At 41.0% G+C, this 14,784-nt stretch carries 17 protein-coding genes; 6 read left to right on the top strand and 11 right to left on the bottom strand.

The features are described from left to right. Position 1: 1 nt before the first annotated feature. From pilV to ispH, 3 genes are all read right to left on the bottom strand, one after another. The gene (gene pilV / locus V6E90_RS09910; protein ID WP_016542745.1) at positions 2-559 is read right to left on the bottom strand and encodes a type IV pilus modification protein PilV; all 558 of its coding nucleotides are present in this window, start codon (positions 557-559) and stop codon (positions 2-4) included. Next, positions 556-1,089: a pilus assembly FimT family protein gene (locus V6E90_RS09905; RefSeq protein WP_016542744.1), complete on the bottom strand. Its 534-nt coding sequence runs from the start codon at positions 1,087-1,089 to the stop codon at positions 556-558. The genes pilV and V6E90_RS09905 overlap by 4 nt, the downstream gene beginning before the upstream one ends. Before the next feature lie 140 nt (positions 1,090-1,229). Next, positions 1,230-2,180, bottom strand: a complete 951-nt coding sequence (gene ispH, locus V6E90_RS09900) for a 4-hydroxy-3-methylbut-2-enyl diphosphate reductase (RefSeq protein ID WP_016542743.1) — start codon at positions 2,178-2,180, stop codon at positions 1,230-1,232. Positions 2,181-2,283: 103 nt separating this feature from the next. On the opposite strand from ispH, the gene gmk reads away from it, so the two are divergent. The 6 genes from gmk to bfr all read left to right on the top strand — a co-directional run bounded on the left by gmk (position 2,284) and on the right by bfr (position 7,336). Further along, on the top strand, positions 2,284-2,907 hold the full coding sequence (gene gmk / locus V6E90_RS09895; protein WP_016542742.1) for a guanylate kinase: 624 nt from the start codon (positions 2,284-2,286) through the stop codon (positions 2,905-2,907). Between the two features lie 70 nt (positions 2,908-2,977). After that, the gene (gene rpoZ, locus V6E90_RS09890; protein ID WP_004803954.1) at positions 2,978-3,256 is read left to right on the top strand and encodes a DNA-directed RNA polymerase subunit omega; all 279 of its coding nucleotides are present in this window, start codon (positions 2,978-2,980) and stop codon (positions 3,254-3,256) included. A gap of 328 nt (positions 3,257-3,584) precedes the next feature. Further along, positions 3,585-5,708 carry a RelA/SpoT family protein gene (locus V6E90_RS09885; protein WP_016542741.1) on the top strand — a complete coding sequence of 708 codons (2,124 nt, stop codon included), beginning with the start codon at positions 3,585-3,587 and terminating at the stop codon, positions 5,706-5,708. Between the two features lie 159 nt (positions 5,709-5,867). Then, a complete protein-coding gene (locus V6E90_RS09880) occupies positions 5,868-6,248 on the top strand; it encodes a RidA family protein (protein WP_004657462.1) in 381 nt (126 codons plus the stop codon). A 183-nt stretch (positions 6,249-6,431) separates the two neighbouring features. Beyond that, positions 6,432-6,626 (top strand): bacterioferritin-associated ferredoxin, encoded by a 195-nt coding sequence (locus tag V6E90_RS09875; protein ID WP_004776027.1) that lies wholly within the window; start codon positions 6,432-6,434, stop codon positions 6,624-6,626. Between the two features lie 245 nt (positions 6,627-6,871). Then, a complete protein-coding gene (gene bfr, locus V6E90_RS09870; protein ID WP_016542740.1) occupies positions 6,872-7,336 on the top strand; it encodes a heteropolymeric bacterioferritin subunit Bfr in 465 nt (154 codons plus the stop codon). 67 nt (positions 7,337-7,403) lie between these two features. Here the strand turns inward: bfr and V6E90_RS09865 are convergent, their stop codons facing one another. From V6E90_RS09865 to V6E90_RS09830, 8 genes are all read right to left on the bottom strand, one after another. Further along, entirely contained in the window at positions 7,404-9,044 is a 1,641-nt protein-coding gene (locus tag V6E90_RS09865; protein WP_332605240.1) for a PglL family O-oligosaccharyltransferase, read from the bottom strand. Positions 9,045-9,126: 82 nt separating this feature from the next. Then, positions 9,127-9,882 (bottom strand): TfpX/TfpZ family type IV pilin accessory protein, encoded by a 756-nt coding sequence (gene tfpZ, locus V6E90_RS09860; RefSeq protein WP_332605239.1) that lies wholly within the window; start codon positions 9,880-9,882, stop codon positions 9,127-9,129. 3 nt (positions 9,883-9,885) lie between these two features. After that, on the bottom strand, positions 9,886-10,284 hold the full coding sequence (locus tag V6E90_RS09855) for a pilin (protein ID WP_332605238.1): 399 nt from the start codon (positions 10,282-10,284) through the stop codon (positions 9,886-9,888). Positions 10,285-10,487: 203 nt separating this feature from the next. Beyond that, positions 10,488-10,913, bottom strand: coding sequence for a type IV pilin protein (locus tag V6E90_RS09850; RefSeq protein ID WP_409360516.1), 426 nt, complete (start codon positions 10,911-10,913; stop codon positions 10,488-10,490). Positions 10,914-11,355: 442 nt separating this feature from the next. Further along, on the bottom strand, positions 11,356-11,916 hold the full coding sequence (locus V6E90_RS09845) for a TPM domain-containing protein (protein ID WP_332605237.1): 561 nt from the start codon (positions 11,914-11,916) through the stop codon (positions 11,356-11,358). Then, complete coding sequence (locus V6E90_RS09840) at positions 11,910-12,977, bottom strand: TPM domain-containing protein (protein WP_332605236.1); 1,068 nt, start codon at positions 12,975-12,977, stop codon at positions 11,910-11,912. The genes V6E90_RS09845 and V6E90_RS09840 overlap by 7 nt, the downstream gene beginning before the upstream one ends. A gap of 36 nt (positions 12,978-13,013) precedes the next feature. Next, a complete protein-coding gene (locus V6E90_RS09835) occupies positions 13,014-13,604 on the bottom strand; it encodes a LemA family protein (RefSeq protein ID WP_016542733.1) in 591 nt (196 codons plus the stop codon). A gap of 179 nt (positions 13,605-13,783) precedes the next feature. Continuing rightward, positions 13,784-14,674, bottom strand: coding sequence for a metal-dependent hydrolase (locus V6E90_RS09830; protein WP_332605235.1), 891 nt, complete (start codon positions 14,672-14,674; stop codon positions 13,784-13,786). Between the last annotated feature and the right edge of the window lie 110 nt (positions 14,675-14,784).

The raw sequence follows: 14,784 nt of genomic DNA, 5'->3' as shown, positions 1-14,784 counted from the left end.
TTTAATATGCCTCCAAGACGACGCATTTAGAGTCTGAACGATAGGAGCCTCCCGTTGTACAATCCTTAGCATCCGAGCCATCTTTAGGGTTGGTCTCGTCCCAAGCAACAAAGATACAGTAACGATCCCGCTGAGTGCTTCCTGCACATTGGTTTACACCGATTTTCATTCCCATTTGGTAGGCTTTAAACAGCGCTTGATTTGCATCTTCAGTTGCAAAGTTTTCACTATTGCACGCTACGGCTGTTCCAAAACATTTTGAGTAACTATAACTACTTAAATTTTGTTTACCTTCAAATGCTTTAATATAGGCTTTATAACTTTCTTTCTTGCCATCTTTTTCTACTTCGATATTTTTCGTCAAGCCTTCCTGATTTGCTCGAATTCGCTCAGCAATATCTTTTGCCAATGCCATCCCTTGAATACGTTTTGATGCTTCTATCGAAGAATCTAGTGCTCGTACTTGTAACAAAGAAAAACCCAATACCCCAATTGCCAACAACAAAAGGCTTACCAGTACTTCAACCAACCCCACCCCTTTTTGGTATTGTTGCATCATGAGCACTCCTTGCCTTGTTTGGTGTCTTTGCTGACTGTGACTTTGCCAAAAGGCGTAATCTCGATATAATTTTTAATATTATTATTCGATAGCGTAATCTCTACACCTGATAAGACGACTCCTTCACGTGTATCAACCCCGTTCTGATCTTTATATCCCCGAGAAAGTTGAGCATTGCCATCTTGCGAAAAGGTCAATTGATCCACACCGGCAACGGCAGTCCCTACCCACTTTTCGCTTGTACAAACTAATGTTTTAAAAACCATCGTTTCATTTTCATCAACGGCCCAATATAAATCAGTTGGGCTGACAGTCCCCGTTTGATTTAAATGTACTGTGATGGTTTTACGATGTAACAGTGCGTCATAGCGTGCCTGTATCAAAGTCTTTTCAAAGTCCTTACTTGAAAAATCAACTTGCTGCTGATCTTGAAAGTTCTTAAAACTAGGTGCAGCAATCATTGTAATAATTGCAAATACCGCAATCGTCACCATCAGTTCAATTAAGGTGAAACCCCGAGTTTTCCCCATTTCCCCAGCACCTAATGATTAAAATTCACTACTCTATATTAAATTTTATTTTTACAGAACCAATACAAAGCAGATAAGCACCCAAAAAAAACGGATGGAGTGTCATCCATCCGTTTCTAGTTCACATTTTTCTAATAAAATTAGGCTTGTATCACTTGGATACGCAACTCTTTTGGTAGGCTAAAGGTAATGTTTTCCTCACGCCCTTGTAGCTCTTTGGGGGGTGTTGCACCCCAATCTTGTAAACGCTGAATGACTTGTTTAATTAAAATCTCAGGCGCTGATGCACCTGCTGTGACACCAATTTTACTGTCCTGTTTAAACCAAGCTTTTTCAAGTTGATCTGCATTATCGACCAAATAAGCAGACTTGCCCATCCGCTCAGCCAATTCGCGCAAACGATTTGAATTTGATGAATTCGGAGAGCCGACCACAAGAACCACATCACATTGCTCAGCCAAATCACGTACCGCATCTTGACGGTTTTGTGTGGCATAGCAAATATCATCTTTACGCGGCCCCTGAATCAGAGGAAATTTGGTTCGTAAAGCATCAATCACTTTAGCGGTATCATCAATTGAAAGTGTGGTTTGAGTGACAAATGCGACTTTTTCAGGATGCTTGACCATGAGCGCTTCGACATCTTGCTCATCTTCAACCAGATAAATCTCACCACCTCGAGACTTATCATATTGCCCCATGGTGCCTTCAACTTCTGGATGACCTTCATGTCCAATCAGAATTGCTTCCGTCCCTTCGCGTGCATATTTGGTCACTTCGATATGCACCTTGGTGACCAATGGACAGGTTGCATCGAAAACTTTTAAACCACGACGATCTGCTTCTTGCTGTACCGCTTTAGATACGCCGTGCGCACTAAAGATCACAATCGAATCATCAGGCACTTGATCCAACTCATCCACAAAAACAGCACCACGCTGACGTAAGTCATCAACCACAAATTTGTTGTGTACCACTTCATGGCGTACATAAATTGGTGGGTTAAAACATTCCAGTGCCCGATTGACGATTGCTATAGCACGGTCAACACCAGCACAAAAGCCTCGTGGATTGGCCAACACGATTTCCATAACATCCTCTCTCATCATCTGAATTTTTACACCAAACTATTTCGTTTAATGGCACGCTACACTACAATAGCCAAGATATTTTATCATATTCAGGAAAAATATCATGTCGGGTCTCTTGTTTGTCGTTTCTGCAGCTTCAGGAACAGGCAAAACATCTTTGGTCAAAGCCCTACTCGATCGAGTCAGCAACTTACACGTTTCTGTCTCACATACTACACGTGGTCAACGACCTGGCGAACTCGATGGTGTTCACTATCATTTTACCAGCAAAGAAAGCTTTTTAGCACAAGTGGATGAAGGCGGTTTTATCGAATACGCTGAAGTCTTCGGTAATTATTACGGCACCTCTCAAGCCAAAGTTAAAGAACAACTGCAACAGGGTCATGATGTTTTACTCGAAATTGACTGGCAAGGTGCTGAACAGGTTCGTCGACTTTTTCCTGAATCAAAACAAATCTTTATTCTCCCTCCAACACAGTATGACTTAAGACAGCGCCTGTCTAATCGCGGTACAGATTCTGTCGATGTGATTGAGCATCGTTTAAGTTGTGCAGTCGAAGATATGCGTCATTTTGCCAGTTTTGACTATGTCATTATTAATGATGATTTCAATAAAGCCGTACATGACTTGGAAGCAATTATTACTGCAAACCGTTTAGTGACCTTACAACAAAGCGCTCGCCATCAACAATTAATCGAAAACTTGATTACCCTTAATCGCGAATGACTTGAGTCTAACAGAAAAGCCTTTTATACTACTCAGTCTTTTCAAATGTAATGTTCAAACGAGACAACTTATGGCACGTGTAACCGTTGAAGATTGTTTAGACCATGTAGATAACCGCTTCGAGTTGGTACTGGTGGCGAGTAAACGTGCACGTCAATTGGCACGTCAAGGCATGGAACCAACTGTAGAGTGGGACAATGACAAACCAACCGTAGTTGCATTACGCGAAATTGCGATTGGCCATGTCACCAAAGAAATTTTAAAACAACGCGATCAAGACTACCAAACATCAAATCTTGATATGGTATTGTCTACAAATTCATTGAACTTAGAAGGTTTCACTTTCTAAATCGAATTTGTTATGCGAAAAGCCCATTGTGAATACTTTGGGCTTTTTTCTTTCTTGCAAAATTCAGCGCATATTGATAAAAGCAATATCCGTCATTGAAAAAATTTACGAGTTTTTCTAATGAACAAATTGACAAGTTTGTCAATTTGCTTTTCATTAGAAGATAAGCGTAATGTTTGTGAGTACTTGCGCTAGGAATGAGTCTTCAATGCGATCCCATAGATTAAGCACATGAAGATTGTACTGAATCACAAAAGCATTCATGCAATAGATCGTTAAAGTATCAACAGACAGATGATTACTGAATTCAAGTTATAAAAGGTGTTATATGCCAGGCGAAGAAGTCAGCCAAGCGAAGCAGCAGCTCAAAGCAATTATTGAAGCCTATCTCAAAGATAGTGACGTTCAACGTGTGCTTGCTGCCTGTGATTTTGCTGATCTAGCGCATAGCGGTATTACACGTAAAAGTGGTGAGCCCTATGTATTGCATCCGATAGCCGTCAGTTGCATTTTGGCACACATGCGTCTTGATGCTGAAACGTTGATGGCTGCACTTTTACATGATGTGATTGAAGATACTGAATTTACCAAAGATGAAATTGGGCAGAAATATGGTGTCGTCGTCGCCGAACTGGTCGATGGCGTCACCAAGCTCAGCCATTCCAGCGATAAAGAATATAACAAAGCTGCATCATTCCGAAAAATTCTGCAAGCGACTCTACAAGACCCACGTGTCATTATTATTAAACTGGCTGACCGTTATCACAACATGACCACCTTGGGCGCGTTGCGTCCAGATAAGCGTGCACGCATTGCCCAAGAAACCCTCGATATTTTTGTGCCAATGGCGCGTCTGGTCGGTATGAACGAGATGGCGGATAACCTTGAACATTTATGTTATCAAAATCTTGATTTAGACATGTTTAATGATGTGCAAACCGCATTATTGGAAACCAAACCAAAACGTTGTGAATACCAAGCGGTTTGGGAGCAAAAACTTTCTGAACTGCTAAAAGCCTATGACCTCAAGGGTCGAATTAAAAAGAAAAACAACAATATCGAATTACTGCGTCATTTTATTAAAAATGAAATCGACTTAAATGAACTTAGTCACAGCCATGCCTTTGAAATTATTTTACAAAGCATTGCTGACTGCGACCGTCTGGTTGATGCGCTAAAAGACAATTTTCAAGTTTTGCAATATCGCGATCATATTCGCCGTCCTTTACCCGGCGGCAACCAATCGCTCATGATCCAGTTGAAAGGTGAGAAAACCACACTTTCATTGACCATCCAAACCGAATTGATGCGTAAAGCAGCCCGTTTTGGTGTTGTCCTTGGTGAAAATGCACCGCAAGCCTGTCGCTCAGCGATTCAGGCATCCATGCAGAACTTGAACACCTTAATTGATAGCGGTTGTGCAAAAACCACCTTTAGTGATCTACTCGATTATTTGCACCAAGAAAAAATTTGGGTCTATACCCCACATGGACAATTGCACGAATTACCCCAAGGCGCCACGGTGGTTGATTTCGCCTATTCAGCCAGCCTGTTCTTAGGTAACCATGCTGTCGGTGCCAAAGTCGATGGTGAAATTCGACCATTATCCACCCCTCTGCATAGTGGCCAAGTGGTTGAGATCATTACTGATGTGTTGGCAACACCAAATCCAGATTGGCTCAGCTTCATTAATACCCAAAAAGCACGTCGGGCGTTACAGAATATTCTGAGAGAACAAGACATCGATGAGCAACGCTTAGTCGGACAACAGGCCTTAAATCGCGCCTTAAAACTGTTTCAGCGCTCAATCAATGATCTTTCTCCAACCGATTGGATCAATGTACTTGAATGGCGGCATTTAAGCAGTAAAGACACCTTATTTGAACAGATTGCAGTCGGTGACCTATTACCACAGCTGGTTGCCAACCATTTATTTGCACAAGACTATCATTCACAGCACCAAGATGCTTCCGATCGTTTAATCGTCGGAACAGAAGGCGTTGATGTCAAATATGCGCATTGCTGTAACCCAGTATTGGGTGATCCAATTCAAGGACATTTGTCGCGACGTGGTCTCATTGTGCACCGTTCCCGTTGTCGGAACTTATTACACGAACAGCATCTGCATCCTGAAAACATCATGCCGCTACATTGGCAATCTGAAGAAATTGATGATGTTCGTTTTAGTGCCTATCTATGCATCCATATGGCCATGAACGATGAACAAATTTCTGATTTGATCTATCAATGCCGTAAAGCCAAAACCGGCGTAGAAATGGTGCACTCGCAAGACCAAAAAACCTATGTCAATATCGTGGTCAGCAACCGAAATCAAATTGCTCAAATCATTCGAGATCTGCGTATGCACTTTGGCTTCCCACGTATTGAACGCTTAAATATGCCGATTGTTCAGCCTGAAGTTGCAAAATTAGCCACCGCCAGCTCAATCTAAGCGCACTGTTCCCATTCAGCGTTCTCGCTGTTTATAGACAGAAAAGTGCAAACAAAAACCTCCTTCATGGCGACTACACAGTATTCAGCTCTTTCGTCGCTATGGTTTTGTGTTAAAGTCACATGGATTTAAGATAGAAAAACGACATAGGAGAGCTAAATGTCACGCCAAGTTATTCATACTGAACACGCCCCTGCTGCTATCGGAACCTATTCTCAAGCAATTTTGGTTGGCAACACGCTCTATCTCTCTGGCCAGATTGGTTTAGATCCGTACAGTATGGAACTTGTAGAAGGCATTGAAGCTCAGATTCGTCGCGTATTTGATAACTTAAAAGCGGTTTGTACTGCTGCAGGTGGTAGTCTGGCAGACATCGCGAAATTGAATATTTTTCTAACTGATCTCTCCCACTTCCAATTGGTCAATCAGATCATGGGAGAATACTTTGCTCAACCTTATCCTGCGCGTGCAGCATTGGGTGTTGCCAGCTTACCCAAAGGTGCCTTGGTTGAAATGGATGGGATTGTGATCATTCCATAAGCATTTTTTTAAATTTATATTTATCAAAAAGATATAAATCATTAAAAATATCGCCGATTAGGCGGTATTTTTTTATTCAAATTCCCAATAAGAATATACTCATTGTTAGAATGAAATTCATTGACAAACGATAATAATTATCAATAATATCAATTATCGCATTTATATTTGTGGCTCACTCCCATGTATGTTTGTTTATGTCGTGGAATTACAGATCAAGATATCAAAGACGCCGTTGCAAATGGCGCCGAGAGCTATCGTGAAATCCGTGACCTACTCGATCTAGGAACATGTTGTGGTCGTTGTGCTCCTGAAGCACGTGCTATTATCAGCGACGAACTTGCTGAAATCGCTGCGCGTATTTCTATAGCTGCCTGATTTATCTTCAAAATTATTCCTCCAATTCAACTCGTGTTTTACGACTCCACCGCTTCCTGTAGAACCTAAAAAGTTCCTCATTTAAGCGGTTTTTTTATAAAAATCATAACCATATCAGGATGTTTTTGATTGTGATTTTCATTTGCCGTTCTATAAATTACTCGCCAGACGATTCTTTGTTGATTAAAATAGAATAAATTGCCTTAGCAACTAGGGCATCACTTGGTGTTTTTGGAGTAAGTGCAATGAAAGGCAATCGCGAAGTTATCAATCAGCTCAATCAAGTGCTGTACCACCATTTAACTGCGATCAACCAATATTTCTTACATTCTCGTATGTTTAATGATTGGGGAATTGAACAATTAGGTTCAGCTGAATACAAAGAATCTATTCGCCAAATGAAACATGCAGATAAAGTGATTGAGCGCATTTTATTCTTAGAAGGCTTACCGAACCTACAACACTTAGGCAAGCTCTATATCGGCCAACATACTGAAGAAGTTCTGAATTGCGATATCCGCAAGGTCAAAGAAAATATTGAAGCCCTCAAGCAAGCCGTTGAACTTGCAGAAGTAGAACAGGATTATGTGACCCGTGATTTGGTTCAAGAAATTCTAGAGAAAGAAGAAGAGTATTGGGATTGGCTCGACACCCAACTAGATCTGGTTGAGAATGTAGGGATCGAGAATTATATTCAAAGCCAAATCTAATTAAAATCATGCTTCAATCCCAAATATAGTTTGGATTGAATAAAAAAAGCCCTGTACAGGGCTTTTTTTAGACTGCTCGTTTATTCATTTCAACCACTTCTGGCAAGCTGAGTGTTTGCTTATACAACTGCCGTAAAATGAAAAGTTGCTGTTCCGCTTCTTCAAATTTGTGATTATACGCAAGCAACTGTGCATACTTCTTCAAGTTATAAGGCGTCGCCTTATTTTTAACTAAGGCATCAATCTGCTTCAAATCGCTGTCTGACATTCGTGTTTGCGGTTTTAGAGCAATCCAATCAAGCCGTTGTTGAAATTGAGTCAATAATAGAATTTTAGAACTTCCAAATATCTCTACTGTTGGTTGCTGCTTTTTAAAGACTAAACGGCTATTTTCTTGGAAAAGCTTATAGTCACGCCAAATCAGCACCAAAACAACCAATGCGATCAACCAGATTAAGCGAATAACGTTTTTATTTAGCGTCACCGCTTTGAGCTTAGGTGTTTGTGCTTGAACTAAACCTAAGAGAACCCCCATAGGCAGTAGGAAATACGCATAACGTTGCGGAAACTCCAGCATGGCATGAATCAGGATTGCAGCAACCATCATGATTGCAATCACGGAAGTGCTGTCCTTGGCATTTCGATCTAACCAAAAAAACCATAGGCCCATATAAGCAATAAGCAACAGTCCAATAGGCAAACCATTCCACACCAAGATATCGAGCAGTACATTATGTGCACTGATCACCCATTCATGTGAGGGATGCAAGTTGAAAATACTGATTTGCGCAACACTGGTCTGATTCCAGCCATAACCAAACCACGGCTGCTCTTTCAACGCCAGCAACATTTGCGTCCAGATATCAAAACGCAAATAGCCTGAACTGGCACGTTCAGCCAGACTACTGGTTTGAATCAACTCTGAATTTGAAAAGGTTTCAATAAGATTGGTCAGCTGTGGTAAGCCCCAAGCCGCAATCACAAAAAAACCCACACACCAGATCCAAAGCTGAGCGAAGCTAAAGCGAGGTTGCTGCTTGTACTGCTTATACATCCAATAGAATAAGATAAATACGCACACCACCCATGACGTTCGAGACTGAGTTAAAGCCACCGTAAATAGAATCAATAAACTCGCTGGTAATAACCAATACGAAGCCATAACTCTTTTTTCATAAAGATATAATGCGCCCATCAACCCCATAATCAAAAAGGTTGCCAAGTGATTTGGCTGGCCAAAGTTTGCATAAGGCCGATCCCCTTTGAGTTGCATGATGCCATTAATGGTGCCACCTAGGCCACACCACTGCACAATCGCCATGACACTACAAACTATCGCGATACCCAATAAGAGTTTAGAAAACTCCTGCATGAGAGATTCACGTTGATCTGTCTGCAAAGAAAGATTGTAGCCAAGTACAATCATCAGCCAAAAAGCAAAAATATAGGTGCTACTTAGGAGTGCTGTGCTAAAGTCATTCACTAATCCAAAGCCCCATTGCAGCATTGGAACAACAATAATCGGCGCAATTAAAAGCTGTGCTCTTGGCACTACAATATTTTTATTTAAATAAATCGCCAGTAATACCCATCCAGCCCCAAATGCAGCGAGCTCACCAGAGAAAGTCACCCAAGGATAGACATGAAATGGAGAAAGCCAAGCAAAAGCTATCAAAATGCTGGCGAGGAAAAGGCAGAGATATCGCATACGTTGTACATGGAAAAAAGGCTTGGTGAATTATATCGCCAAGCCTTCTGCTACAAACTAAATATAAGATAAAAACTACAATTTACTTCCCAGGACGCAAATCAACAATTTTAACCACTTCACCTTTTTCTTTATTTATGAGAACCGTCATATCAATAACATTTGTTTTCAGTGGTAGAAATGCATCTGCTTGTGGATACTTAGACAAAATTAGTGAGGTATTGGCATTATATTTTTCTAAATCCTGTAAAGCGAATGCTTGTGTTGACAAAGCTTGTCGGGCCTTATTCATAGAATCATATAGTTCTGGTTTTTTTACAGCTAAATTCATCCCCATAAAATCATAAAACCGTAATTCTTTACCCTTTTGTGTTTCGATATCTGGTCTTTTTATACTCACAAACTGCGGCTTGCTAACAATGTGGCTTTGATAAGCGACAGCGGCTTTTTTTTCACTCTCCAAATCGACCTCATTCGCTCTAACCAAATAGAAACTATCTTGATCAAAAGCAATCCACAATGGACGACTTTGATAAATATTAAAAACCCCATAAATGAGAGCAATACATTGTATGATCACAATCACACTGAGATCGAGTTTTAAGGTTTTCTTGCCCTTTTTATACACCAAGAAGGTTAATAAAGGACCAACAATGATATCAATACCAACCATCATCAAAAAGATGGGCGTAATTTTTGTAGCAATCTCTAATGGTGCGATAAACCAGACTTTATAAATAATAAAGGCACAGACCAACCCAACTAAAGCACTTAGACTTAAATGTACCGCAAATGCTTTAAATTTATCCCTCAACATACTCCCCTCAATCTTTTGCATAACTTATGATAAACCCGCACCTTGCTTACACTGTTGAAGCGTTGCTTTTGCTGCATTCGATGTATTTGCTGAATAACTCAGACCACCATTAATATCCACACTCACCGTCACTTGGCAGACTGTATTATCAAACGTCAGTGTCGCTGGCTGATTTGTAACAACAGGACTTGGACTAGATGATAAGCCGGTTGTTGATGATATTGTATTATTAATCATGCTACACCCCCCAGCCTCAAGTACGCACATTTGCAGATTGATGGTTTGCCCCGAGACCACCTTCATTGCAGCAGCCCCATATGATACAGACACATATTCACGATAAGCAGGAATAGCCACTGCAGCCAATATTCCAATGATCGCTACAACAATCATTAACTCAATTAAAGTAAATCCTTTTTGCATAACCCATCCCCCATTCAATATCTAAAATATCAACAAGAATCATGCCAAAAATAAAATTGATATAAAACAATTGCTTAGAATAAGTTATTTTCCATTTATAACATTTTTTGTCAATTAACTATTATTTTTTGCTATTTCTCTCTGCCACTTCTTAAAAAATAAAAAAATCCCCATAAAGATGAGGATTTTCAAACTAAACGAAATTAGTTAAGTTTTGCGCCTTCTTGACACTGTGGTGTTGTTGCCGAAGCTGTACCAATACTATTAGCAGCGGCTGCAAATGTAACAGCACCATTTTCAGTGATAGTAGCTGTAACAGCACAACCTTTATTGACAGCAATAAGATTTACGCCAGTTTGTTCAGCAATCGGACCGTTTCTATAAACAACTGTTTGACCTGTAGCAGCAGTCGGTACTGTTGCTGTAATTTCAGAGTTGGCTGAAGTACATCCAATTGCTGTTTGGATACACGCTTGAGCTTTAGGTACAAAGTTATTTACGCCACCCATTGCCGAAGCACCATAAGAAGTTGCTACATATTCACGATACGCAGGAATCGCAACTGCCGCCAAGATACCAATAATCGCCACAACGATCATCAATTCGATAAGAGTAAAACCCTTTTGCATTGATTTCATAACATTTCTCCAATGAGTATTTTTTTATAAGCTTTTTTCAGCTATTTAGTAATTAGCATGTTTTATGCCAGTCCTTAGCTTAGCTAATTTTAACTTAAAAAAACAGGGACTTAAAAGAAATTCCACCTGTACAAAAGAAGATCAAATCAGACATTTTCAGAAAAAAAATGACAATTAACGTCATCTTTACTGCTTAATTATTCATTTTTTTTGCTAACGAATTTGACTACTTTCTACTTGTATGCAAATTGAGCGACTCAATTCACAAAAAAAATATTTTTAATTATTTTATTTTTTCTCACCGTTTATCGGAAGCTGGCTGCAAAGACCATGGAAGTGACTGCCGAACAAGCACAGACAGAACATTCTGCACAATAGTAGATTTCTTTAAAAATCTCAAGCGCTATTTCTACTCGAAACACTCAACGCTATTTTAGTTTAGGATAATTGGCTCATTCGGCAATTCATTCTGATCATTTGGTTCGGTTTTTACATAATACTGATCTAAGACCTGCCCAATTTCCGTTACGCCATTATTCACGGCCTGTAGATACTGCTTTTGAGCCAAGAGCAGCACAATGCTTTGACAGATCCCATTCCAAGTTTCAGTCGGCGTGGCATTTTTTAAACCACGATCAATCACAATCTCGACTTTACGCTCGCATAAATTGAGATAGAGCAATACACCACTATTCAACTCGGTGTCCCAAACACCCAATTCAGCAAACAGTTGTTGCGCACGTAAACGAGTATTTTGGTGGTAGGCCTGCGAGCAAGGGATATGCCCTTCGATCACCACCTGAATCTCTCCCACATGGCCCTTTTCAGCTTGCTGGACGGCTTTGGCAATCTCGACTCGATCTTGCTTACTAAAATAACGATGTGCAGAGGAGACATAGAGAAAGTGCTTAAACCAACGTTTCAAACTCGGTTGCACCTGCTCATCCAGTTTCGGCTGAGTAATAATCTGTGTTGTATCTGTCTTGGTTACCATGAGCCTGATGCTCCTCCCCCGCCAAAGCTGCCGCCACCACCACTATAACCACCGCCGCTGCCACCACCAAATCCTCCACCTCCGCCACCACGACCACCACCAGATAGAAAGGCTTGGAAAATCAGTTGTGCCAACGAGGTAATCAGTAAAAAGAAAATCCCGACACCGAGCAATAAGCTCATCACTAGACCTGCACCATTGACGAGACCTGCAACGGTTGCAGCCACGGCTGCAGTGGAGGCACTCAAACGATTACCGACAATAAACGAACCGACCACACCCGCAATCAGGATAAATAAGGCCATGGTCAAGGTATTGTCTTTGGCTTGTTGCGCTTGGATTGCTTGTTCATGCTGATCTTTCAATTCTTGTGCCGCTTGCTGTGCAATCTCTGGATCTAAATTGACGATACGGCTAATCTCATCCAAGCCTGCTGAAATACCTTGAGCATACTGCCCCTGTTTAAAATAAGGGGTGATTTGATTGCGGATAATTCGACTCAGCACCACATCGGGCAGTACGCCTTCCAAACCATAACCCGTCAAGATTTGAATATTACGGTCATTCACCGCAATTGCCATCAACAAACCATTATCGCGCTTGGCTGAACCCAACTGCCATTTCTCTCCTGCACGCAAAGCAAAATCAAAAATGGCTTCCTGTCCAGTGGTCGGTACAATAATCACCCCAATTTGGGCTTTACCTTGTTGATACAGACCCAAAATTTTCTGGTTGAGCTGCTGCATTTCGGCATCACTCAAGACTTTGGCCTGATCAATCACAGGTTGGTTTAAGGTCGGCAAACCACGGATGGATTCACCTTCGGCCATATCATTGGCCACTTGCGCTAAAGCTGGTGTTTCTGGCTGCTGAGGTGTTGTCGATGAGGTATTTGCTTTTTGCTGTTGTTGAATAATCTTACCCGCAACAATCACATCGCTTTGATCAGTTGCGGTCGCGACTTCAGCCCAAACCGTATGCTGGAAAAGCAGTGTCGCAAAAACGATGCTTAAAACAGGTAAAATCTTCTGTTTTAAGTGCTGCTTAAACAGGTTCAACATACGGCAACTCCTCACAGTTCAGAACAATTTCACAGATTAATTAAATGAAACTGTCGGTGCTTGCTGTGCAGATTGTTCCGCCTTGAAGTTCTCTTTGGTTTTCATGCCAATCACTTTAGCCGTCATTACTTGCGGGAACTGACGTACATAAGCGTTATAGTCTTGAACCGTGGTGATATAGCGGTTACGGGCAACTGCGATACGGTTTTCAGTGCCTTCAAGCTGTGCCTGTAAATCACGGAACTGCTCATTGGCTTTCAGGTCAGGATAGTTTTCTGACACGGCAATCAAGCGCGATAAAGCACCCGTCAATTGGCTTTGCGCCTGTTGGTATTTCTCGAATAATGCGGGATCTTCCAGCACTTCTTTATCGACTTTTAAACCTGCCACATTAGAACGTGCCTGAGTGACTTCGACCAACACTTGCTCTTCATGTTTGGCATAGCCTTTCACCACATTAACTAAATTCGGTACCAAATCGGCACGGCGTTGATATTGGTTCTGCACTTCAGACCAAGACGCATTCACGGCTTCATCTTTGACCTGCAAAGTGTTATAGCCACAACCAGTAAATAACAAGGTGCTTGCCAATACGGTTGCCAGTGCAGTTTGTTTGATGATTTTCATAAAAATTTATCCTCAAGTTTTTCTTTATATTTTTGCGATAATTCATTGTAATGGGATTTTTTGTCAGCTGTGTAACATTTATTAAAGTTGATTTATGAGTCTTTAAATAAAAAAGGCATTCCCCAAGCAAGCTTGAAGTAATGCCGCGCTAAGCACAAACGTTGTCATTTGAATTGAAATTAACTATAAATTTTAGATGCTGTTTCTTCTTGAAAACTTGCCATCCCATATTCATCGGCCATACGCGCTTTCCAGTAATTCACCAATGCACTGTAATCATGTTTGGCAGGATGAAAATCCGCTTGATAATACGATAAATACTCGGGTATCAACTGCAGTAGCATTTTACTAAGTAAATACATACCAAATAGATTGCCACCGAGTTTCGGTAAGCTTTGCCATTTATCTTGCCAGATCAAACGCGTAGTCGCATAAAAAGTCAAACTGGCAAAGCCTGTCGTCACACTGCGCATCAGTAAACGGCGAATACGGTCATCACCATAGACATCTTGATAAACATCAAATGCCACCGAACGATGCTCGATTTCTTCAATTGCATGCCAGACCCATAGTTTCATGGCATCATCATCCAAGGTACTGAGGATTTCAGGATGCTTGAGAATATAACCGCCTAACATCGCGGTAAAATGTTCAAAGGCACAGGTCAAAGCCAGTTGTAGTTTCGGATGAATATTACGCAGTACATCATCGCGCTTGGCCAACCATGCCTGAAAACGATCAAGATTATAATCCTCACGTCGCCAAGCATCATTAAACTCCGTATGCGCTTTGGAATGCATCGCCTCCTGCCCAATAAAAGCCGCAATCTGTGCTTGTAATTGTGGGTCTTGTACTTTGTCTCGGACATTGCGCACACTATTGACAAAATACTGCTCCCCAATCGGAAAAGTTGAAGACAGTGCCGTGAGTAAATGTGACATTACTGGGGAATTGGCAAAATAATGACGTTTGATTTTGTTCGGATTAAATTGCAAACGTCGTACTGTAATTCCCAAGGCTTTGGGACGATTTAAATAAGTTTTTTCTACCTTCACATTTGCAAGAGTCATCTCGATTACCTGCATCATTTTCTAGACTGTGTTCGAGTATTACGCTGTAAAAAATCCATGCACAGGGCAAAAAAGCTTACAAAATTTGCCAAAACTACCAAAATGATAAC

The sequence above is a fragment of the Acinetobacter sp. ESBL14 genome, assembly GCF_036668815.1.
In the GTDB taxonomy this organism is placed as follows: Bacteria; Pseudomonadota; Gammaproteobacteria; order Pseudomonadales; family Moraxellaceae; genus Acinetobacter; species Acinetobacter gyllenbergii.
The sequence above is the reverse complement of the archived record's forward strand: the minus strand, read 5'-3'. Positions and strand labels throughout refer to the sequence as shown.

Bases quoted from the DNA above. Each gene is read 5' to 3' on its own strand.
- pilV (WP_016542745.1), bottom strand. From the start codon at position 559: ATGATGCAACAATACCAAAAAGGGGTGGGGTTGGTTGAAGTACTGGTA.
- V6E90_RS09905 (WP_016542744.1), bottom strand. From the start codon at position 1,089: ATGGGGAAAACTCGGGGTTTCACCTTAATTGAACTGATGGTGACGATT.
- ispH (WP_016542743.1), bottom strand. From the start codon at position 2,180: ATGGAAATCGTGTTGGCCAATCCACGAGGCTTTTGTGCTGGTGTTGAC.
- gmk (WP_016542742.1), top strand. From the start codon at position 2,284: ATGTCGGGTCTCTTGTTTGTCGTTTCTGCAGCTTCAGGAACAGGCAAA.
- rpoZ (WP_004803954.1), top strand. From the start codon at position 2,978: ATGGCACGTGTAACCGTTGAAGATTGTTTAGACCATGTAGATAACCGC.
- V6E90_RS09885 (WP_016542741.1), top strand. From the start codon at position 3,585: ATGCCAGGCGAAGAAGTCAGCCAAGCGAAGCAGCAGCTCAAAGCAATT.
- V6E90_RS09880 (WP_004657462.1), top strand. From the start codon at position 5,868: ATGTCACGCCAAGTTATTCATACTGAACACGCCCCTGCTGCTATCGGA.
- V6E90_RS09875 (WP_004776027.1), top strand. From the start codon at position 6,432: ATGTATGTTTGTTTATGTCGTGGAATTACAGATCAAGATATCAAAGAC.
- bfr (WP_016542740.1), top strand. From the start codon at position 6,872: ATGAAAGGCAATCGCGAAGTTATCAATCAGCTCAATCAAGTGCTGTAC.
- V6E90_RS09865 (WP_332605240.1), bottom strand. From the start codon at position 9,044: ATGCGATATCTCTGCCTTTTCCTCGCCAGCATTTTGATAGCTTTTGCT.
- tfpZ (WP_332605239.1), bottom strand. From the start codon at position 9,882: ATGCAAAAGATTGAGGGGAGTATGTTGAGGGATAAATTTAAAGCATTT.
- V6E90_RS09855 (WP_332605238.1), bottom strand. From the start codon at position 10,284: ATGCAAAAAGGATTTACTTTAATTGAGTTAATGATTGTTGTAGCGATC.
- V6E90_RS09850 (WP_409360516.1), bottom strand. From the start codon at position 10,913: ATGCAAAAGGGTTTTACTCTTATCGAATTGATGATCGTTGTGGCGATT.
- V6E90_RS09845 (WP_332605237.1), bottom strand. From the start codon at position 11,916: ATGGTAACCAAGACAGATACAACACAGATTATTACTCAGCCGAAACTG.
- V6E90_RS09840 (WP_332605236.1), bottom strand. From the start codon at position 12,977: ATGTTGAACCTGTTTAAGCAGCACTTAAAACAGAAGATTTTACCTGTT.
- V6E90_RS09835 (WP_016542733.1), bottom strand. From the start codon at position 13,604: ATGAAAATCATCAAACAAACTGCACTGGCAACCGTATTGGCAAGCACC.
- V6E90_RS09830 (WP_332605235.1), bottom strand. From the start codon at position 14,674: ATGACTCTTGCAAATGTGAAGGTAGAAAAAACTTATTTAAATCGTCCC.